The sequence below is a fragment of the Legionella pneumophila subsp. pascullei genome (assembly GCF_900637585.1).
GTDB classification, from domain to species: domain Bacteria; phylum Pseudomonadota; class Gammaproteobacteria; order Legionellales; family Legionellaceae; genus Legionella; species Legionella pascullei.
This window is the reverse complement of record NZ_LR134380.1, coordinates 1,905,454-1,926,630: the sequence shown is the minus strand read 5'-3', so window position 1 is coordinate 1,926,630 and position 21,177 is coordinate 1,905,454. Positions and strand designations below refer to the sequence as shown.

Sequence of the window (21,177 nt, the reverse complement as noted above, 5' to 3'; positions counted from 1 at the left end):
TTAATAAGCCCCCTTTTTGCTATGTGGAGAAATCAAAATGTCAACAATTAGTGCTGCATTAGTAATGCAATTGCGTGAGCGCACAGGCGCAGGTATGATGGAATGTAAAAAATTTCTAATAGCGACTAACGGTGATATCGAGCAAGCAATTATTGAAATGCGTAAAGCTGGCCAGGCAAAAGCAGATAAAAAGGCAGATAGAGTCGCAGCGGAAGGTATAATCGTTATTGCGCGTTCTTCTGATGAACGTACAGCAGTGATGCTTGAGATCAATAGTGAAACAGACTTTGTTGCACGGGATGAGAATTTCACTAATTTTGCCAATGCTGTTGCCGATGTTGCATTAACAAATCTTCCAAAGAATATTGAAGATTTATCCAATCAAGTATTACCTTCTGGTATTACTGTTGAGCAAGCAAGACAAGAACTGGTTGCCAAAATTGGTGAAAATATTAAATTGCGCCGATTGGAAAGAGTGCATTGCGACGGCGTAATTGGATATTATTTACACGGTTCCCGTATTGGGGTTATGGTCGCATTAAAAAATGGAAGTGAAGCATTGGCTAAAGATATTGCCATGCATGTTGCTGCAAGCAAACCGATGGTAGTTAGTCGTGAGCAGGTACCAGCTGAAGCAATTGAAAACGAAAGAGAAATATTCACTGCTCAAGCGAAAGAGAGTGGTAAGCCGCAAGAGATCATTGATAAGATGATTGATGGACGAATCAATAAGTTTATTGATGAGGTAAGCTTGTTAGGACAGCCTTATGTAAAAGATCCTAACATTAAAGTGGGGCAACTTTTAAAAGAGAAAAATGCCGAGGTAATATCCTTCGTTCGGTATGAAGTAGGTGAGGGAATAGAGAAAAAAGAGGACAATTTTGTTGAAGAAGTGATGGCTCAGGTTCGTACATGATGAATGAAAGTCAACCTAAATTAAAATACAAACGCATTCTGCTTAAATTTAGTGGCGAAGCGCTGATGGGGAAATCTCAATTTGGGATTGATCCGTCAGTTCTCGATTCATTAGCTCGAGATATTGCAGAATTGATTCATATGGGTGTGGAAGTTGGTTTGGTTTTAGGTGGTGGTAATCTATTCAGAGGAAAAGCGCTTTCTCAGGCGGGTGTTGGACGAGTTACAGGAGACCATATGGGGATGCTGGCAACTCTTATGAATGCATTGGCACTCCGTGATGCTTTAGAACGAATTGATTTGCCTGCTCGTATTATGTCAGCTATTCCAATGCTTGGAGTAGTTGATCCTTACCATAGACGAAAGGCTATCACTCACTTGCGCAATGGTCAGGTAGTGATTTTTGCGGCTGGAACGGGAAATCCTTTTTTTACAACAGATACCGCTGCTTGCTTGAGGGCAATTGAGGTAGGTGCTGACATCGTTTTAAAAGCAACAAAGGTAGATGGTGTTTATTCTGCTGACCCACTTAAAAATCCTGACGCAAAGCGTTATGATTATTTGACTTACAAAGAAGTTTTAACTAAAGGTTTGGAAGTGATGGATTCCACTGCAATTTGTTTGTGTCAAGATCAAGGAATGCCTTTGCAGGTGTTTGATATGGCTGCTCCTAATGCTTTGAAACGAATTGTAACTGGAGAACGAGTAGGAACTATAGTCGGAGCTAATCATGATCAATGAGATTAAGCAAGATTCAGAAAAACGCATGAAAAAGACTATTGAGGCTTTGCATACGGATATGTCAAAAATCCGTACTGGCAGGGCAAATGCCAGTCTATTAGATCATGTAATGGTAGATTATTATGGAAGTCCTACACCTTTAAGCCAGGTTGCGAATATCACTACCAGTGACTCCCGAACCATTTTAGTTACGCCCTGGGAAAAGTCTATGGTCGCAGCTATAGAAAAGGCTATATTAAACTCTGATTTGGGTTTGAATCCTGCAACTGCGGGAACAGCTATTCGAGTTCCTATGCCACCTTTAACGGAGGAGCGCAGAAAGGAATTGATTAAAGTGGTTCGCCATGAAGGAGAGCAAGGAAGAGTTTCAATTCGAAACATCAGAAGGGATGCCAATAATCAGCTAAAAGAACTTGTTAAAGAGAAAGCAATTTCCGAAGACGATGAACGACGTGCTGCAGAAGCGATCCAAAAGCTGACGGATAGATATATTTCTGAAGTTGATGCGGTATTAGCCGAGAAAGAAAAAGATTTAATGGAAATTTAAGGAGTAGATATTACTCCTTTTTATAATATGGCTGTAAATCTTACTTTTAGTCTATTTATTTCATTTTTTGCAAACTTTCTTCAGTACTAATAAATTGGTTACGATATTTCTATAACCATTTATTCAGATAATGGTATATACGCTTTAATTAAAAAATAAAAAACTATTTCAATTGGCAAAATATCTCATATAATTCTAAGATTGCTAGAGCAATGATGATAATTTGGGGATGTGATGAAAAGGAATGCATTGATTATAATGTTAATCTATTTAACAAGTAATCTGGCTTTTGCTGATAATTTAGGAAAATATACTTACGAAATTGCCTGCAAAACTTGTCATGCCCCTGATTTAGCCAAGGCTATAAAAGCTCCTCCAGCATTTGATAAAAAGGCATGGAAGCTGCGATTTAAACAAGCAAAAATAGAAGCAAAAAATAATCCTTTACAATTTGAAACCCCAATGGATTATCTGCTGTACAATGTTAAGATAGGTAAAGGGTTGATGTACCATGGCGGTTTATGCAATGCGGCAGGTGTTCCTAATACCGATTGTTCTGATGAGGCATTAATTGCAGCGATTAATTACATGAGAAAATAAGATAAAATATTTCAATATAGGTTAGCTTTTGGCCGGATTTCATTTATAACAAAATTATTGTTGCTTTTGATGAACATTAATAATCAGCAACATAACCCCAATCCTTTACCCATGCAATTTTTTTTATTTCGTTAGTATTCTTTACTTGCTTAATAAAAAAGTCTTTATTGTCATTTTTGGATGCAATGACAACTATATTGGCACATTTTTTTATTGGGATAATGATATTGGATGGAAATTGTTTCTTGATTAATTGAACCAGATCCCATTGTTCTCTAGCATTTGCCAAATTCACTCCTAAAAACCCATCATCAGTTAATTGCTTTCTGCAATCAATGAAGAAATCTATAGAATGACATTCATCGGGAAAATGTGTTGCGTCATATAAATCAAGAAGCAAATGCTTAAAAGTTTTTTTGTTTTCATGAACAAAATCTTGAGCGTTTTGGTGAATAATGGTGAAATTAGGGATTAAATCTGTCATGAAAAATTGTTTTGCAATGTGGATCACTTCTTCACTATTTTCTACAGCAACGATAGAGGGCATGCTTTTTTGTGCACTCAACAGATGAGCGATTCCTGCTCCTCCAAGACCTAATAAACAGCAATCATTAGGAAATTGTCGTGCCATAAGTGTCAATATTTGCAAATAATGTAAACCAGGTCTGCGAGGTATATAGCGGTTAATTACAGTTTGCCATGCCTCGCTACCTAAAGTAAGCCAACGATACAATAAATTTTGATAGACTTTATATCCCGAGGGTGAAATATAAATACATTTGCCGAATTTTGTTTTCCACATAGTTCGGATACTCAAGATTGAAAGGGATATATTGAGCCCAATTTCAAGATCTGTGTTAATTCATCCAGTGCATGCAGACATTCATATAATAGTTGCGGATCGGCTAAATCGGAGATTTGCAGTTCAGTTCGGTAATGTTTTAAAACCCATTTATCTAAAGTGTCTAACAAATCATTATCAATTAGAACACCTTGGTGCATTGCTTTAAGTTCGTAGTCATTCAGAGGAACTCGTAAGCGTAAACAGGCTGGTCCACCGCCATTGCGCATGCTTTGTTTCAGATCCAGGTAATAGACCGAGTTAATGGGGTTTTTGGGATCAGAGACTAATTCATCAATACAAGTTTTTACTTTAAGGTTTGTCTGACATTCAGCAGGAGCTATTAAAATCATATTTTTCTGATCAGGTAAGGTAATCAATTGAGAATTGAAAAGATAGGTATCTACTGCTTCACTAACGCTGATTTGTTCTTTTGAGATCTCAATTATCGCTAATGGAAAATCAGCTTTTTCTCTTAGTTGATCCAAAACATAAGCTTGATTATAAAAAGCTTCTTCATGAACCAGAAATACATGTTCATTAGCAACTGAGATGACATCATTATGAAATACACCTTGATCTATTGCCAATGGATTTTGACAGGCAAAAATCACTTGTTCAGATTTTAATAAATGGTTGCGAGCGATGGCTTCTGATGCTTCTTTAGTTTGCCGAGCAGGGTATTTTATTGGGCCTTGTTCAAATTGATGATTCCCCAGCACTTTTTTCCCATATACAAAGAAATTAATGCCTGTGTGCGCATGACTTTGGCATAGGCGATTATGATTCGCTGCTCCCTCATCGCTTGTGCCCGTTGATTTGGGCAATATAGGATGATGATTAAAATAATTAGAGTTGGAAAATATAAATTCCAATAGTTTTTTTGAAAAATCAGCTTCCTGGTGGCGATGCAAATTGCTGATTAAATTTGCAGCAGTGAAATGCACTTTATTGTCTTCAGTATCCACGCTTGCAGAAACGGTTGCTGCATTAGCTGTCCACATACTTGACGCAGAGTAACAGGTACTAAGCAATTCGGGTGCTGTTTTATAGGCTTTATTTATTTGTTCACTGGGAGTGCCTTTAAATCCCAGCTGATACAGTAAATTCAAATTAGGTCGTTGATGTGGAGGTAATAAACCTTGCTTTAGCCCCATGTTATAAAGTTGACGCATTTTTTCTAAACCTTGCCTTGCTGCAGCTTGAGGATTGGAAATAGATAATGCGTTATTTGTAGAGGCTATATTACCCGCTGAAAGTCCTGCATAATGATGTGTTTGCCCAACAAGTCCATCCATATTCAATTCATAAACATTCATAATAATTATTCCAATACTAGACCTGGTAATTGTTGCGCTGGAATTATTAACAAGGGTTGCTCCATGCTTGCTACAGGATAAGCACAATAATCAGCAGCAAAATAGGCGCTTGGTCTATGATTTCCACTACATCCGACGCCACCAAATGGAAGGCTGCTGGCAGCACCTGTGGTAGGTCTATTCCAGTTGATCAGTCCAGAACGAATATTTTGATAAAACTGTTGGTAGCGGTCTTTATTATCGCTTAGTAAACCGGATGACAAACCATAACGTGTCTGGTTCGCTAATTGAATTGCCTCATCAAAGTGATTGTAGCGGTAAATTTGTGCAAAGGGTGCGAAAATCTCTTCATCTGGTGGATTTTTCACACGAGTCATGTCAATAATGCCAGGAGAAAGGAGTCCTGTGTACTCAACAAGAAGTGACATCGGTTGAATGATTTCGCCTCCCATTTCTATAAGTTGTTTCTGCGCATGGAGATGTTTTAATGCTTGAACATGGCTGATGACAGGCCCAATAAAAGGCTCTGGTTGACTATCAAAAGAGCCAATCCTCATTAATTTACAAGCCTTGGTAAAACGTTCTAAAAATAGATCGCCTGTCTGGGAATCAGGAATTATAATTCGTCTTGCACATGTGCAACGTTGTCCTGCAGTAATCATGGTTGAAAGCAATGTATGGTAGACAGCGGCATCGATGTCTTTCACTTCATCAATGACCAAAGGGTTATTTCCACCCATTTCCAAAGCTAAAATAACTTCGGGTTTATCACAGAATTGTTGGTGTATACGAAGCCCTGTTGCATAACTCCCGGTAAAATATACGCCTTGAATGTCTTGAGACAATAGGGTATTTCCACAATTTGCATTACCTTGCAAACAATTGATAACCCCGGGAGGCAAGCCACTATCATGCCAACATTGGATGATCAATTCTGCTACTGCAGGAGTATGTTCACTTGGTTTGTACAGTACTGTATTCCCCGCAAGCAGGGCAGGGACAATGTGCCCGTTGCTTAAATGAGCGGGGAAATTAAACGCACCTAATACTACAACAACACCATGTGGTTTATAACGCAGGCAGGCATTGGCTTCTGCAGCTTCAGTTTGTTTTGGCCAGGTTCTTTCTTGATAAGCCTGAATTGACAAATTTACTTTGCCAATTACTGAGTTGACTTCAGTTTGAGACTCCCATAATGGCTTTCCTGTTTCCAATGAAATAAGACGTGCCAGTTGCTCACGATTTTTTTCTACCTGTTCAGCAAATACTTTAGTATAGCGAACTCTTTCGTCAAAACTTGTATTAGCCCAGGATTTCAGTGCGCGATGTGCAACGAAACAGGCATTTGCAATTTCCTCATCTGTCGCATTATTTCCTTGCCAAAGCAAAGTCCCAGAAGCGGGGTTTGTTGATTCCAGAATGATCCCATTCCCCTTTGTCCATTCTCCATTAATATACTGGCCTTTACTCTGTATAATTTGTAATTTAGACATCATTATTCCTTTGTTACAATGTTGGAGTATCTTCGGTACGTATGGGTGATATACGCAGGCTATCTCCTTGTTTTACATCAAGTAATTTTGCTGTTTCTTTGCTAATAATGCAGGTATTTTCTCGCTCATTAAAAACAGAGTGACCAATTGTTGATCGAAAATCCATTTGGGTATTGGCGAGTAAATAGCGATTGCTGCTGCTCGCTTCATCACTGATGTTTTTAATAACCATGATTCGACTTAAAGCAATCGTTTTAATTTCTAATAATGGTGATTCGATAGTAGGTCCGGCGTCAAAAATATCAACATAGTTGTTATAACGAAAGCCTTCTTTTAAAAGAATATTCATGGCCGGGATAGTCGATTGATGTGGTTTGCCAATGACTGCTTGTGCCTCTGGCGAGAGTAGTTTGACATAGATAGGATTGCGCGGCATTAAATCAGCGATAAATTGTTTATTAGTGGCTAGTGTGAGACGATCTGCTTCTACAAAAGGCATATGAAAAAAATTAGCTCCGACATTATCCCAGAATGGCGAGTTGCCTTTATCATCAGAGATCCCACGCATTTCAGCAATGACAATCGGGGCAAAACGTTGAGGATATTGTGCCATAAATAAAAAACGTCCTTTCGAAAGCAATAGGCCATTATTATTTTTTCTATAGTCAGGATGAAGAAATAGCGTGCATATTTCCGTGCGACCTTGATTGTCATTGACCAGACTTAATACCTCATAATCACTGCGTATGTTGAGTGTATGACAGACTCTGGTTCTTTTAGAGATTTTATAAGAATAAAAAGGTATTTCATAACCTGTGCTTGCTTCTATAGCGGAGGTGCCGACAATTTGTTTATTTTTTTGCTCTTCTAGGACAAAAAAATAATATTCACAACCTGGGTTAGTGACATTTCTTTGATAGGATTCGCAAGACCATTCCAAGCGTTTTTTTAATAATTCTTTATCTTTAGGGAGAGTTGTCATCCCAACACCACTGATTTCTGCCAGTTGATGGATCGCATCCAAGTCAGTGTCGCGAGCACTACGAAATAACATCATTTTATTAGATCCTCTAAACCACCCTGTGCCAAATCTATCAGGAGAAGTGCGCTAAGAGCAGCGCGTTCTGATAAGCTATCAAGCAATATATATTCAGCTGAACTATGTATATTGCCTCCCCGAACACCTAAGGTATCCAGAACAGGCAAGCCATAATGAGCTAAATTATTACCGTCGCAACAACCCCCACTGTCTTTCCAGTCAATAGTTAAACCAAGTGCTTCTCCAATTTTTTGAATCCGATGAAAAAGCCGTTCTGTCCCTGAGCAAACACGTTTCACAGGCCGTCCAAAAATGCCATGCACACTTAGGGAATAATCAGGTCGTTCCAGCTGCCTGATGATCTTATTCAATTCATTTCTTACCCAAATTTCATCTTCTGGCAGGCTAATTCGGATATCCAACTGAGCCACTGCTTTGTCCGGTACAACATTCAGCGCCTCTCCGCCAGCGATTTTACCTACATTGATTGTTACTCCATTTCTTCGTCCATTTAAGGCATGGACAGCAGTAACTGCTTCAGCAAGATAGCATATGGCGTTTCTTCCTTCATCAAATGCCCGGCCAGCATGAGCAGCCCTTCCTGTTGCTACAAGGGTTAATTTTCCACTGCCTTTGCGGTTTTTTGCCAAAGTACCCTTAGGTGTCATTGCTGGTTCATAAACCAGGGCGGCTTGATAGCGATGTGCCAATTTGCTAAATAATGAACCTGATGCAGGTGAACCAATTTCTTCATCTGAATTAATTAATACATCCCAACCCATTTCTTCCGCAAATTTAGTGTTTTCAAAGGCTGTTAATGCATGCAAGATGACGATTAGTCCGCCTTTCATATCTGCAACACCTGGGCCATTGATTTGATTAGCATCCATGTAGGTTAATTTTTGAAAAGGGTTGCTGGCGGAATAAACCGTATCCATATGTCCGCTTAGCAGAATTCGGCGTTTTAAGTGAGGACGTTTGCTAATGAACAATGCATCTCCACAGGATTGCGTAACCGTGCTTCCGGTCATGTCAATCACAGACAAAGGCGGTAATTTTATTAATTCTGTGGTGTCAGCGATTGGTTTGAATGCTGAACACAATGTCTCAGCCATGATGGCTAATCCTGTTAAATTAGTTGTTCCAGAATTGATTTCACAAAATTGATGGAGTTGCTCCACCATAGTTGTCTGATGATTATCTATTGAATTGATTATTTCCTTATATAATTTGACCATGGCTCTTTAGTCTTACACTAAATCCCCAACAATAGCGTAATTTGAGTATTGGCGTCAATTCAGTATAGTCGTCATATGGAACTCTCATTATTGTCTGAACTTTACAATTTACTACTTTAAAACTAAACTTGAATTACGATTCAAAAATCAAGTTTAGGGGAGTATATGTCTCATGGTGGTGCACGAGCAGGTGCTGGACGTCCTCGAGGGCAAGGTAAATATGGAGAAGCAACCAGATCAGTTCGTATACCTGAATCTCGCATACAGGATGTGATGAAATATCTTCAAGGAGAAAAGGAATTTCCAGTGATTCCTTTATATTCCAGTTCTGTAAGAGCCGGTTTTCCTTCTCCGGGTGATGACTATATTGAATCCATGTTGGATTTGAATGAGTACTTGATCAAGCATCCGGCATCCACATTTTTTGTACGAGCTTCCGGTGAGTCCATGATAAATGCTGGCATTTATTCCGGTGATATTTTAATCGTTGATCGTGGCATAGAGGCTACTCATGGAAAAATTGTAATCGTTGCCCTGAATGGCGAATTGACCGTAAAACGGTTATCCCGTCAGCATGGGCAAGTTAAGTTGTTGGCTGAAAACCCTGATTTTCCTCCCATAGATATCACAGAGGAATACGATATGGTGATTTGGGGGGTCGTCACTCATGTCATTCATACGGTATCGTGATGTTTGCGCTGATCGATTGTAATAATTTTTATGTCTCGTGTGAGCGGTTGTTTAAACCAGCGTTAGCAAATAAACCTATTCTGGTTTTGTCTAATAATGATGGTTGTGTGATAGCGCGCTCTAATGAAGTCAAAGCTTTGGGTGTTCAAATGGGAGTGCCTTATTTTGCAGTCAAGGCCTTATGTAAACAGCATAAAGTGCATGTGTTTTCATCCAATTACTCATTGTATGCTGATATATCACGTCGGGTTATGTCAGTTATTGAAGACAATTGGCCGGTAATCGAGGTTTACTCCATTGATGAAGCCTTCCTTGATTTGAATACCTTGCCTCAGTCTGAACATGATGAGTTTTGTCGCAAGTTACAAAAAACTATTTTGCGCCATACCGGTATACCTGTATCTATAGGTATAGGAGCAACCAAAACCCTGGCTAAACTGGCAAACCATATTGCGAAAAAAGAGTTAAGGATCCCTGTGTTTAACATTGAAAATCAATATCATTGGTTAGCTAAAATAGTTGTTGGTGAGGTATGGGGGATAGGACGGCAATGGGGTAAAAAGTTAGTACAACAGGGTATTTATACCGCTCATGATTTGGCTGGTATGGATTTGCAACTAATTAAAAATGTATTTAGTGTTGTATTGCAACGAACAGTGCTTGAGTTGCGTGGTGTTTCATGTGGTAGTTTACAGGATTTTGAGTCAAGAAAAAGTATTATATCTTCCAAATCCTTTGGTTGTATGCAAACAGAGTATTCTGCTCTTGCTCAGGCCATCAGCAGCCATTGTGCCAGAGCTTGGGAAAAATTACGTCATCAAAAATTGATGGCATGTCATCTTTCCATATTTATTAAAACTAATCGATTTCGTTTGGATTTACCGCAATATCAGCAATCCATAGGGTTTAAATTAATTAATCCAACTGATGATCTGCGGCATTTGATTCGTTGTGCCAAATTGTGCCTGCGCAAAATATTTCGCTCCGGATTTCATTACCAAAAGGTAGGCGTTTATTTAGGAGATTTAATTGAGAAAAACTGTTTGCAGATGGATTTGTTTAACCAGGTTTCAGAGAAAGAGTTGAATCAGACAGAGCGATTGATGTCAGTATTAGATGAAATCAATACGAAATACGGTCGTCATACCTTACGTTTGGCAGCAGAAGGGTATGTGAAGCCTTGGGCTATGCGGGCACAGTTACGCTCTCCCAGTTATACCACTTCCTGGTCAGAATTACCCGTGGTCATTATTTAAAGAGAAACTTATAGTCCACTATGTCATCCGGGAAATCATATTAAGTCACCCGGATGACAGCCTGGTTTAATAACCCAGACTGGAAGTTAATGTCGAACGACAGGATAGAGAGGGTCCAACGGTGGAGCGCTGGGGGTCACCATACCATTATTTACAGAAGGATGCTGATGAACAATAACTTCCGGGTTAAAGAAAGGCATAGATGAGTAGGCGTATGGCTCTACTTCTTTTGCTTGCTTTAATGCCTGCTCGGCCAGGTTTTCAATATGCTGTAATTCATCAGTTAGACGATTTTTAATCTCTTCGTTTTGTAACAATTCTTTTTTAAGATTGGGAATCGTTTGATTTTCCAGAGTATAAATTTCCTGTTGATTTGTGCCCATTTGCCGTCTATTACTTTCTATTGTTTCCTTGTTTGATTCAATAGTTGAATTATTGAAGTAAGCCTTCACAGCATAAGTGATTGTGGCAATACCAACACCAAGTCCAGCAAGCAATAATAAGGCAGGAGGAGCAATAACCAAAGTTAGCAATACGGCTGGGGCGATAATATAGGGGATGATTCCAGTTAGAGTTAATATCAATGGAATAGAAAAGAGCAGGGACAATCCTGATAAAATGAGAGTCGGGAAAAACAGTTTATTTCGTGTTTTTATATGGCTATTATACGATTCAAGAAGCTCTCTGTTTTGTTCTTCCATGCGCTCATTTCTCCTTGTTAAATCAGGATTAGCAAGCTGTAAGGAACTCAAATTGGAAAGAAGTCGCTGCAATCTACCGTTGTTATTCCCAATAGTAAGCATCGTATTATTTAATCGAGATTGAATCGATGCAGCTTTTTCTTTGAAATTCAAATGCTCTTTCATTTTTTTCACAATAGCTTTTAATGCGTCTATTTCTTGAAATGGACGTTGCATCGATTGTAAAGAGAGCTCAAATTGCTGAAGAAAAATAGAGTAATTTAATTGATCGGCTTTAAGAAGCAAGGAGGAATGTAGTTGTGTGAGAGATTTTTTTTCTTTCTCAATATTGGATAACAGTTTTTTTTGATTGTTAGGAGATAGGGTGTTGGCAACTCCTGCTGTTTTTTGAACATAATTAAGACGTGCTTGAAGGCGTTTTTCTCTATCGCCTCTGCGAATTTCTCTTTCATTATTTCTGGAGTCGAGAACTTCCAATTCTTTACTTATCTCTGAAATTCTTCTATTAATTCTCTGAATACTCAGCTCAATATCCTGGGTACTTAAAGTAGCTTCAAGGTGAGTGTGCACGTGAGTATTAGGGTTTAGCAAGGGTACAGATACTGGTTGAGAAGGATGTTGATGCACTACCGGAGTGTCCGGATGAGTATGGACATGGGATACTGTATTGCGAATGAGCAATTCCCTTTCATATTGCTCTTTGCGGACTCGCAATATCTCGAGTTGTCTTGTCAAATGATTCCTTTGGAGAAGATCTTGGCGTAACTCCTCAACATCCCGATTTTTTTCATCGTCATCTTCTTTCATTTGTTGTTCGTAAGCGCTTTTTTCTAAACGCGTAATCGCAGCTGTTTCATCTGATTTTTTAATTTGGGATAACTGCTCAACTATTTGATTATGAATCCATGGAATAGTCTTTTTATCAATTAATAAATTTTTTAATTCAGAAAATGGATTCTCAATAGAGAAAAAATTCTGGGTAAGCTTGACAAGTTCTTGTTTTACATCATAAGTAGCAAGAGACATAGATTGCTCCTAATAATCAAATTGTCGCATTTTAGATCATAAAGATTAATTTATCAATATTTAGACTAGTAGTTTTATTACTGGGAATTAATACTTAGACTTGCTCCATTGAAATTTTATTGATAGAAAGGCAATTTACACTATCCCATTAACGGTTTCTTCTTCCACTTCTTCCAGAGAGTCATTTAGTGCTTCATCGAGCTCTTCCGAATGCGTGTATAATGATGCGTCATTCGATTGAGTATTGCCGGAATTTAAAAGTGAAGAGTTGGCATAGGATAGACACTCTACCTCTTTTGCTTTCTGGAAAGCCTGGGCAGCTTGACTTTGCAGTTTTTGCAAAGAAAGCATTAATTGATCTCTTAAATTTTCATCTTTTTTGATTTGCATATTAAGAGTGGGGATGGTAAGCGTTTCCAATGATTTTAAATCTTGGGAATTTCGACTCATTTGATTGGAGTTTGTTTCGATCGCTTGCAAATTGGATTTAATAGCTGATTCATTGGAATGCATCTTAAAGCTGAAAACGATAGCCGCTATACCAACACTAATAGTTGATAACAGGAGGATGGTTGGAGGTGCTGAGACTAAAATATAAAGCAGCGCAGGCGCAATGAAAAAGGGAATTACTCCGCTTATGGTTAAAATAAGAGGAATTGAAAACAGAAACGTTAATCCAAATAAAAGTAAAGCGGGGGTACCCAAGCGATGGCGTAAGTTAGCATGATGCTCCTTCATAGCCGATAATTCCAAATTACGTGAAATCAATTCTTCATTTGCTGCAGTCAAATGGGGGTTATTATTTTTTAAGGTTTTTAGTTTATTTTGTAGTTCTCGTAATTTTACAATCTGGGAACTGATGGATTGCTTTTTAATATGGAGACTGGATTGCGTATTGATTGCCTCATGCTCAAATTCCAAGTGTTGCTTTATAAATTTTATAACAGACTTTAACGCTTCGATTTCTTGGGAAGATAAATTGCGATTTTTTTTATTTAAAAACTTCTGAAGTTCCCCAAGAAATAATGGATAATTAATCTGATCGGCTTCCTGAATGAGATCACTACATTTTTTTTCAAGAGCATGATGTTGTTTTTGAATACTTCGCAACAAAATGGATTGATTTTTTCCTGATAATGTACTGAGAGCATCCTCTCCTGTACTATTGTATCCAATTCTTGCCTGAGCTCGCTTAACCCTTTTAGTGTGATGTTGTGAGCGTATGTTGGTGCGTTTTTCAATTTCATTTAATTTTATTTTATTGTTAATTTCCTGTTCCAAAAGTGATTGAATTTTAATTTCATGCTCATTGATAGATCTTTGTAGACGCTCAATCGATGCGGAATGGCTGGAAGACGATTTTGTCCTTTTCAAAGGAGAATCAGGATGCTGAATCACATCGACTTTAGGTTGGCTTTCGAAGAGTCGCTCAAGTTTATAATGAAGTAATCTGAGTTCCGTTTGCTGTTCGCTAATTTGGGTTGGGATGTGGTTTAATTCACGAGTTAAAATTTCCTTTAATTTTTTATCTTTTAATGCTTCGGCATCATCCTGCTCTTTTTGAGTTTTATCCTCGGCCAGTTGAGCTTTATAAGCTTGCTGTTCAAGGTTTTTTTTTACTTCTGTTTTATCGGAGTCTCTGGATTTAAACAGAGTAGATGCTACAGAGGAATGGATCCAGGGAATTGGGGTTTTACTGAGAATTAAATCTTTTAAGCCAGAGAAGGAGAGTTCTTCATCCGCTAGAAATTGTTTTATATGTTCTGTAACTAATTCCTCTATATTGCAGTTGGCCAAAAACATAATCACTCCAGATTATCATTTTTAAATGATGTTAGAGTAATTTGAATTTTCAGGCAACACAGAATCAACATATAAGCAGCTAAACAGGGCTTTATTCAAATTCAGTGAGGGAAGCGGATTTATATCTTGATGTTAAAATTAAGATAATTTCTCATGGTTTAAGAATAATGTTAAAGTTGTTGAAATCTATGTTTAAAAACATAGGCAATTTTAAGATACCCCAATTTGAAAATTTAATTATCATGACGGAAAGGTAAAAATTAAGATGTATGAGAAGTTATTAGTTGGATGCCATGAGGAATGGAAAGAAATTCTGATGAAAGCATTGAATACAATGGATAGTGGTTACTTAAAACAAATACAAGAGGATAGCCATTGGTTACCTGGATTAAATCAGTTGTTTTCTGCTTTTAGTCTGCCTTTGAGTCAAACACAATATATTCTTTTGGGGGAGTCTCCATATCCACGCAAGATTTCTGCTAATGGATATGCTTTTTGGGATAATTCTGTAAGGTTATTATGGAGCTGCACTGGGTTGAGCAAGGAAGTTAATCGAGCCACCTCACTGCGTAACTGGATTAAAACGTTATTGATTGCTCGCGGCGATTTACACGAAAATACTTCGCAAGAAGCGATCGCCAGGATAGATAAATCCTGTTTAGTACAGACAGCAGAAGAATTTTTTAAAGGAATGATGAAAAAGGGAATTTTATTATTAAATGCTTCCTTGATTTATAGCAAAGATAAGGTTCCGTATCATGCTCGTCATTGGAAGCCCTTTATGCAAAATTTATTTGAGCAATTGGCTATCAGGAAGCCTGATGTGCAGTTAATCTTATTTGGTAAAATTGCTGAGAAAATACCCCCAAATAAATTATTAATAGGACTGGTTTCAGAACACCCATATAATGTAAGCTTTATTACTAATCAACGCGTCATTGAATTCTTTAAACCAATGGATTTATTGTCTTATGAATCAAATTGAATCGAGTATTGCTTTTGAAGAAGTACATAAATTTGCCCAACTTGCAAATGATTGGTGGGATACTAATGGTCCTCTCAGAACTTTGCATGATATCAATGGCGCTCGCTTTGAATTTATTTCAGAACATGTCAATCTGAAGGGGCTGAGAATATTGGATGTCGGTTGTGGTGGTGGGATACTCTGTGAGTCTATGGCCAAGGCAGGAGCTTATGTGAGTGGATTAGATGCAGAACCAGAGGCCATTCACGCTGCCAAAGAACATGCTCATAAAAATCAGTTGCAGATTGATTATTATTGCAGTCCTATTGAAGAATATGAGGATCAAAAATTTGATGTAATAACTTGTATGGAATTATTGGAACATGTACAAAACCCTGAATTAATATTACGACATTGCAGACGTTTATTAAAACCAAACGGACTATTATTTTTATCAACTATTAGCAGAACATTAAAGGCTTATCTTGGCGCTATTATTGCTGCGGAATATGTGCTTAATTTGTTACCCAGACAAACACATGACTATGATAAATTCGTCAAACCCAGTGAATTAGCCAAAATGGCACGCTTGTACGATTTAAATATCATTGATATGAAAGGCCTATGCTATAACCCCTTTCTTAGGAAGGCCACTCTGGTTTCTGATGTAAGCATTAATTACATTATGGTTCTACAATAAAACCAAACAAAGGTAGCTTTTCTGTGCCTGAGCTAATTGCACTTGATCTATTTTTGGCGCTATTTTAATTCCTGGCTTTTCTTATTACCATAGCGCTCCTGATAACGCTGATAAGCATACTTGGCTTGCTCCGGTGTAACCACATCGATTTCATTACCATAAATATCTACGCGTGCTGTATTAGGTTTTTGACAGCTTAAATAAGCTGGGGAAGCACTATAATAACTTAATGCTTCTCTTAATGATTTTTTACTAAAAGGTGGAGTATCCAGTCGCTCATAAAAATCAATTAGATCATCAAATATTCCAATTTTGAGCGGTTTGACCTGGTTCCCTTTTTTAAAAAATGCATTAGGAAAATTTTCAATAAGCCAATCGATTACTTGAAGCTTATCTTTCTTGGTTGCATTTAGTTGTTGGTTCATAATCATACCCTGCTACATTTCTTCGTAAATAAACTACCACATCTTATAACATAATCAAGCAGCATATTTCTTTATAATGAGAAAACGACGTTATTTAAGCTGTAATTGATGTAAGAAATTTCTCAATTCCATAGAAGAAATTATTGTATTTGCCTGTAAATAATTATTGTTTAAGTGATTAAGTTATTGATTTTTATTGTAATAATAAAAAAATACCATTCATAAATTGAAAATAGTATTGGGTAAAAGGGTGATTTAACGCCTTGCACTTCTCCCTTTCCGTTGCTAAATTTTAATCAAGACTTATAAGGATATGAGTCGTGCAAATGGATTTGCAATCAGAAGGATCTGATTTGTCAGGATGACAATAAGAACGTAAGTTCTTATACGGATGACTGCGAAAAGCCAGGGCTGAGTCCCTGGCTTACTTTTTTATGCTACCAGATATCCTGAGTTAGATAAAAACTTTTTATCAGGGTAATAAGCAAAAACAACCGAACCGTTTTTAATGGTATTTATCACGGGTTTTGCCAAGGTTTGTGCTATAGCTGGGCAGCCCCAGGATAAACCAGCACGGCCAGCTTTTTTGATAAAGTCAGGTTCAACATACCACGCGCCATGTATTACAACACGTCTATTGTATGCATTATCATTAAATCCTCTATCCAGGCCCTGGAGATTCAAGGAGTAGCCTTTGTGTCCAATATAGGTGTTTTTGGTGATATAGGTACCTAAACTGGATTGTTTGCTGGACTCTCTGTTAGAAAAACTCCTGGCAACATTAACTCCTGAATTTTTACCATGAGCTACGTAAGTATTGTATAATAGACGTTCGTTACGAAGATCGAACACCCACATACGTTGTTTATTTGAAGGCAAGGAATAATCAATTACGGTAAGAACAGGTTTTTTAACTGCTCCTCTCTTGCTTGCATTCTTATAAGCTGTCAAGGCCAGTTTTAAAACTTTCTTGTTTAATTGAGGAGCCTTGTGGCTAAGATGTTGCACCTGGGTGTTAATGTCAGTTCCAGGCTTGGCAAACAATGGGGTGCTGGATGTGATGTTGCTTGTTAGTAGTACAGTTGAGATTAGAGTAAATAATGTATTCATACTGCTCCTTTCTTCTTGTTAAATCACCATTATTGGTTATTACAAAAGATGGTGATTATATTAACAAATAAGTTAATTGTAAATTTATAAGGACTTAAGTTGGTCATTGGGTGAAAATATTAATCATATCATGAGGTTAACTGTTGATTGGAAAAGTTAATTGACTAAATAATTGACATTAAGACTAAAATTGAAACTAACTCACAGGTCAATAAAAGGTCTTTTTGGTTAAAATTAGATCAAATAGGATTAAATTAATCCCGATTTTATGGATTAAAAAGCACGTTTTTACTTTATCGAATAGCATTGTCGTCATATAATATGCCACAAAATGGATGCTGATGCATTGGTTTTGTATAGCCCAACTCATTACTCGATACTATGATTTTATCCAAAATATTGCCTTTTCGTAGAGATAGGTCATGGCAAATAAGCTGGTGTAAGATATCATGATTGGATTTCTTCATCGTGAGAATAATGAATTTAATTTTTGTCGTATATGGTAAAAATTTAATGACGATTTTTTTCAATTACCACTTTAGTTTTGGAGAACATTATGCTGGAAAAGCAGTCCATTCATTTACCGGAAGGATTAAGAGCTGCTATTAATAAAGCTTATCGTATGGATGAGCTTTTTTTAATTTCAGAACTGAGTGAAAAAGCAGCGCTTGATCCTCAGCAAATGATTGCGATTAAAACCAGTGCTACAAAATTGGTTGAATCAGTTCGCAGCGAGAGAAAGAAAAGCACCGGCATAGATTCTTTTTTAACAGAGTATGCCTTATCAAGCGATGAAGGAATTGCCTTAATGTGTCTGGCAGAAGCGTTATTGCGTGTTCCTGATAATGCAACCATTGATAATTTGATTAAAGATAAATTGGCTGGCGGTGATTGGGGAGCCCATCGTGGACAGAGCGAATCTTTTTTTGTAAATGCCACTACTTGGGCATTAATGTTAACTGGTAAAGTTTTAACTCCTGAAAAAGCTGAAAATACACTAACCAAAGCGTTACTAAAATTGGTTAATCGAAGTAGTGAGGCTGTTGTCAGAAAAGCTGTTGATAAAGCCATGCGAATTATGAGCAAGCAATTTGTGATGGGACGTACCATTAATGAAGCCTTGGCTCGAGCGAAGAAAAAGGAAGGCAGGGGATACAGGTATTCTTACGATATGCTGGGTGAGGCTGCCTTAACATCTGCAGATGCCGCAAGATATTTTGAAGCCTATAAGGAAGCAATCATTTCAATTGGAGAGAAAGCAGATAAACATTCAGATGTATACAGACGCCCTGGTATTTCCATCAAACTCTCTGCCTTACACCCACGATATAGTGAATTTCAGTATGAGCGTGTCATCGCAGAATTACCCCCCAAATTACTTGCCTTATCGCGTTTAGCAAAGGATTATGGCATTGCTTTAACAATTGATGCTGAAGAGTCAGAGCGTTTGGATCTTTCGCTTGATGTGATAGAGAAGGTGTTTAATGATGAGAGTTTACAGGGATGGAATGGGTTTGGTTTGGCTGTTCAATCCTATCAAAAAAGAGCTTTTTATGTCCTGGATTGGGTTGCTGCTCTAGCAAGAAGTAAGCAGCGGCGTATTATGGTCAGATTGATTAAAGGAGCCTATTGGGATAGTGAAATCAAAAAAACGCAAATGCAAGGTTTTTCTGAATACCCGGTTTTTACCCGTAAAGTGTTTACTGATGTGTCATTTCAGGCTTGCGCAAAAAAAATCCTGACTATGACCGATGCTATTTATCCGCAATTTGCAACTCATAATGCTTATTCTGTGGCAATGATTCTGAATTTGGTAGGAGATTATAGAGATTTTGAATTTCAATGTCTGCATGGGATGGGTAATGAGCTTTATGAACAGATTGTTCCTGCTAATTGTTATGGGATTCCATGCCGTATTTATGCACCAGTTGGTAGCCATGAGGATTTACTACCGTATTTAGTTCGACGATTACTGGAAAATGGAGCAAATTCTTCTTTTGTCAATCGCATAGTGGATGATAAGGCACCGATTAGCGAGTTGGTAGAAGATCCAGTGGCTAAAGCAAAATCGTTATTTAATAAAATAAACAAAAATATACCATTGCCAGAAGATATCTTTTTACCCGTACGAAAAAACTCTAAAGGCTTTGACCTTACAAATCGACTTGAACGCGCCTTATTGCAGCAGGAACTGGGAAAAATTGAAACAAAAGAATGGCAGGCAAGTCCTATGATTTCCGGTCGGAAATTATCCAGGGACTTACTGCAAACGGTAATGTCTCCACAGCAGCCGGCATATGCTATTGGCTCAGTGCAGCAAGCAACCCTTGATGATGTTGAGGTGGCATTAAATCAAGCAAAATTAGCTTTTGAATCATGGAGTAAGAAACCGGTAGAAGAACGTGCTTCTTGTCTAAACCAATTTGCAGATTTATTACAGGCCAATATGGCAGAACTCATGGTATTAACTTGTCGGGAAGCTGGTAAAACCTGGAGTGACGGAATTGCTGAAGTAAGAGAAGCTATTGATTTTTGTCGATACTATGCCAAGAAAGGCCAAGAGCTTATGGGGAGTCCTCAACGCTTTAATGGATACACCGGGGAATTAAATGTATTGAATTTACATCCTCGCGGGACAATATTGTGTATTAGTCCCTGGAATTTTCCCTTGGCTATATTTACTGGACAAGTCGTAGCCGGATTAGTTACAGGTAATTGTGTGATTGCTAAACCGGCTGAACAAACTCCATTAATTGCAGCCTACGCTGTAAAATTAATGCATCAAGCTGGTATTCCTGAAGGAGCAATTCAATTAATTCCAGGCGCTGGTGAGACTATAGGGGCTGCTTTGGTCGCAGATAAACGAATTAAAGCAGTTCTGTTTACAGGCTCGACAGACACGGCGAATTTGATTAATCGGACATTAGCTACTCGAGGTGGTGAAATTATTCCTTTAATTGCAGAAACAGGTGGTCAAAATGCAATGATTGTCGATTCTTCAGCATTATTGGAGCAAGTGGTGGTGGATGCTGTCACCTCTGCCTTCGGCAGCGCAGGACAGCGCTGTTCAGCCCTGAGAGTATTGTATGTGCAGGAGGAAGTCTATCCAAGAACTGTAGAATTATTAAAAGGAGCCATGGCCGAGTTAGTTGTTGGAGATCCGCAATGGTTATCAACCGATGTAGGTCCTGTTATAGACAAGGAAGCTTTATCTATATTGAAAAATCATGTCGAAAACATGAAAAAACATCATGAAATATTATATCAATGCTCCGTTAGTGATGACGTTTCATCGGGACATTTCATGCCACCAACAGCCATTGCAATTGATAATATCAGCGCTTTGGAAAAAGAAGTATTTGGGCCAATTTTGCATGTGATTCAGTTTAAGAGAAAGGATCTGGATAAGGTAATTAATCAAATCAATCAAACTGGCTATGGTTTAACACTGGGAATACACAGCCGAATTAATGAAACAGTTGAATACATTAGGCAAAGAGTTCATGCAGGGAACTGTTATGTAAACCGTAATATGATTGGAGCAGTTGTAGGTCTTCAACCGTTTGGTGGTGAAGGGTTATCTGGCACAGGACCCAAGGCTGGAGGCCCTAACTATTTGATTCGACTTTGCCATGAGCGTACCTATACTGTTGATACAACTGCTGCAGGTGGCAATGCCAGTTTAATGTCTATCCCGGAAGAAGGTTAGTATTATTAATTACTCTTAAGAACAATCTTGAAAAGCCCAACAAAAATATTTGTGGGCTTT

At 38.0% G+C, this 21,177-nt stretch carries 18 protein-coding genes; 9 read left to right on the top strand and 9 right to left on the bottom strand.

The window, feature by feature from the left end; genetic code table 11:
- Positions 1-37: 37 nt before the first annotated feature.
- From tsf to EL201_RS08755, 4 genes are all read left to right on the top strand, one after another.
- Positions 38-916 carry a translation elongation factor Ts gene (tsf, locus tag EL201_RS08770; RefSeq protein WP_027221897.1) on the top strand — a complete coding sequence of 293 codons (879 nt, stop codon included), beginning with the start codon at positions 38-40 and terminating at the stop codon, positions 914-916.
- Entirely contained in the window at positions 913-1,656 is a 744-nt protein-coding gene (gene pyrH, locus EL201_RS08765) for a UMP kinase (protein ID WP_027221896.1), read from the top strand. Before tsf ends, pyrH begins: the two co-directional genes overlap by 4 nt.
- The gene (frr, locus tag EL201_RS08760) at positions 1,646-2,203 is read left to right on the top strand and encodes a ribosome recycling factor (RefSeq protein ID WP_010947438.1); all 558 of its coding nucleotides are present in this window, start codon (positions 1,646-1,648) and stop codon (positions 2,201-2,203) included. Before pyrH ends, frr begins: the two co-directional genes overlap by 11 nt.
- A gap of 234 nt (positions 2,204-2,437) precedes the next feature.
- Positions 2,438-2,803, top strand: coding sequence for a c-type cytochrome (locus EL201_RS08755; protein WP_027221895.1), 366 nt, complete (start codon positions 2,438-2,440; stop codon positions 2,801-2,803).
- Between the two features lie 76 nt (positions 2,804-2,879).
- On the opposite strand, the gene EL201_RS08750 is transcribed toward EL201_RS08755, so the two are convergent.
- From EL201_RS08750 to EL201_RS08730, 5 genes are read right to left on the bottom strand one after another with little or no spacing between them, the layout of a single operon-like run.
- On the bottom strand, positions 2,880-3,605 hold the full coding sequence (locus tag EL201_RS08750) for a spermidine synthase (RefSeq protein WP_027221894.1): 726 nt from the start codon (positions 3,603-3,605) through the stop codon (positions 2,880-2,882).
- Between the two features lie 11 nt (positions 3,606-3,616).
- Entirely contained in the window at positions 3,617-4,963 is a 1,347-nt protein-coding gene (gene astB, locus EL201_RS08745; protein WP_027221893.1) for an N-succinylarginine dihydrolase, read from the bottom strand.
- A gap of 5 nt (positions 4,964-4,968) precedes the next feature.
- Positions 4,969-6,456: a succinylglutamate-semialdehyde dehydrogenase gene (astD, locus tag EL201_RS08740; RefSeq protein WP_027221892.1), complete on the bottom strand. Its 1,488-nt coding sequence runs from the start codon at positions 6,454-6,456 to the stop codon at positions 4,969-4,971.
- Positions 6,457-6,469: 13 nt separating this feature from the next.
- Complete coding sequence (locus EL201_RS08735; protein ID WP_027221891.1) at positions 6,470-7,513, bottom strand: arginine N-succinyltransferase; 1,044 nt, start codon at positions 7,511-7,513, stop codon at positions 6,470-6,472.
- Positions 7,510-8,733: a hydrolase gene (locus EL201_RS08730; protein ID WP_027221890.1), complete on the bottom strand. Its 1,224-nt coding sequence runs from the start codon at positions 8,731-8,733 to the stop codon at positions 7,510-7,512. The genes EL201_RS08735 and EL201_RS08730 overlap by 4 nt, the downstream gene beginning before the upstream one ends.
- A gap of 165 nt (positions 8,734-8,898) precedes the next feature.
- Between EL201_RS08730 and EL201_RS08725 the strand changes: the two genes are divergently transcribed.
- Both EL201_RS08725 and EL201_RS08720 read left to right on the top strand, forming a co-directional pair.
- Positions 8,899-9,423: a LexA family protein gene (locus tag EL201_RS08725; protein WP_027221889.1), complete on the top strand. Its 525-nt coding sequence runs from the start codon at positions 8,899-8,901 to the stop codon at positions 9,421-9,423.
- The gene (locus EL201_RS08720; RefSeq protein ID WP_027221888.1) at positions 9,423-10,679 is read left to right on the top strand and encodes a Y-family DNA polymerase; all 1,257 of its coding nucleotides are present in this window, start codon (positions 9,423-9,425) and stop codon (positions 10,677-10,679) included. The genes EL201_RS08725 and EL201_RS08720 overlap by 1 nt, the downstream gene beginning before the upstream one ends.
- Positions 10,680-10,765: 86 nt before the next feature.
- Here the strand turns inward: EL201_RS08720 and legC3 (EL201_RS08715) are convergent, their stop codons facing one another.
- Together legC3 (EL201_RS08715) and legC3 (EL201_RS08710) are read right to left on the bottom strand one after the other, a co-directional pair.
- Positions 10,766-12,406, bottom strand: a complete 1,641-nt coding sequence (gene legC3 / locus EL201_RS08715) for a Dot/Icm T4SS effector LegC3/PpeA (protein ID WP_027221887.1) — start codon at positions 12,404-12,406, stop codon at positions 10,766-10,768.
- Positions 12,407-12,541: 135 nt separating this feature from the next.
- Positions 12,542-14,215 carry a Dot/Icm T4SS effector LegC3/PpeA gene (gene legC3, locus EL201_RS08710; RefSeq protein WP_080272981.1) on the bottom strand — a complete coding sequence of 558 codons (1,674 nt, stop codon included), beginning with the start codon at positions 14,213-14,215 and terminating at the stop codon, positions 12,542-12,544.
- Between the two features lie 259 nt (positions 14,216-14,474).
- Between legC3 (EL201_RS08710) and EL201_RS08705 the strand changes: the two genes are divergently transcribed.
- Together EL201_RS08705 and ubiG are read left to right on the top strand one after the other, a co-directional pair.
- Entirely contained in the window at positions 14,475-15,194 is a 720-nt protein-coding gene (locus tag EL201_RS08705) for a uracil-DNA glycosylase family protein (protein WP_027221885.1), read from the top strand.
- Complete coding sequence (gene ubiG, locus EL201_RS08700; RefSeq protein ID WP_027221884.1) at positions 15,181-15,873, top strand: bifunctional 2-polyprenyl-6-hydroxyphenol methylase/3-demethylubiquinol 3-O-methyltransferase UbiG; 693 nt, start codon at positions 15,181-15,183, stop codon at positions 15,871-15,873. The genes EL201_RS08705 and ubiG overlap by 14 nt, the downstream gene beginning before the upstream one ends.
- A gap of 59 nt (positions 15,874-15,932) precedes the next feature.
- Here ubiG and EL201_RS08695 read toward each other — a convergent pair whose 3' ends face one another.
- Together EL201_RS08695 and EL201_RS08690 are read right to left on the bottom strand one after the other, a co-directional pair.
- A complete protein-coding gene (locus EL201_RS08695; RefSeq protein ID WP_050598177.1) occupies positions 15,933-16,304 on the bottom strand; it encodes a ProQ/FINO family protein in 372 nt (123 codons plus the stop codon).
- A gap of 426 nt (positions 16,305-16,730) precedes the next feature.
- Positions 16,731-17,408, bottom strand: coding sequence for a murein L,D-transpeptidase catalytic domain family protein (locus EL201_RS08690; protein WP_027221882.1), 678 nt, complete (start codon positions 17,406-17,408; stop codon positions 16,731-16,733).
- Positions 17,409-17,964: 556 nt separating this feature from the next.
- On the opposite strand from EL201_RS08690, the gene putA reads away from it, so the two are divergent.
- A complete protein-coding gene (gene putA, locus EL201_RS08685) occupies positions 17,965-21,117 on the top strand; it encodes a bifunctional proline dehydrogenase/L-glutamate gamma-semialdehyde dehydrogenase PutA (protein ID WP_027221881.1) in 3,153 nt (1,050 codons plus the stop codon).
- The last annotated feature ends 60 nt before the right edge of the window (positions 21,118-21,177 follow it).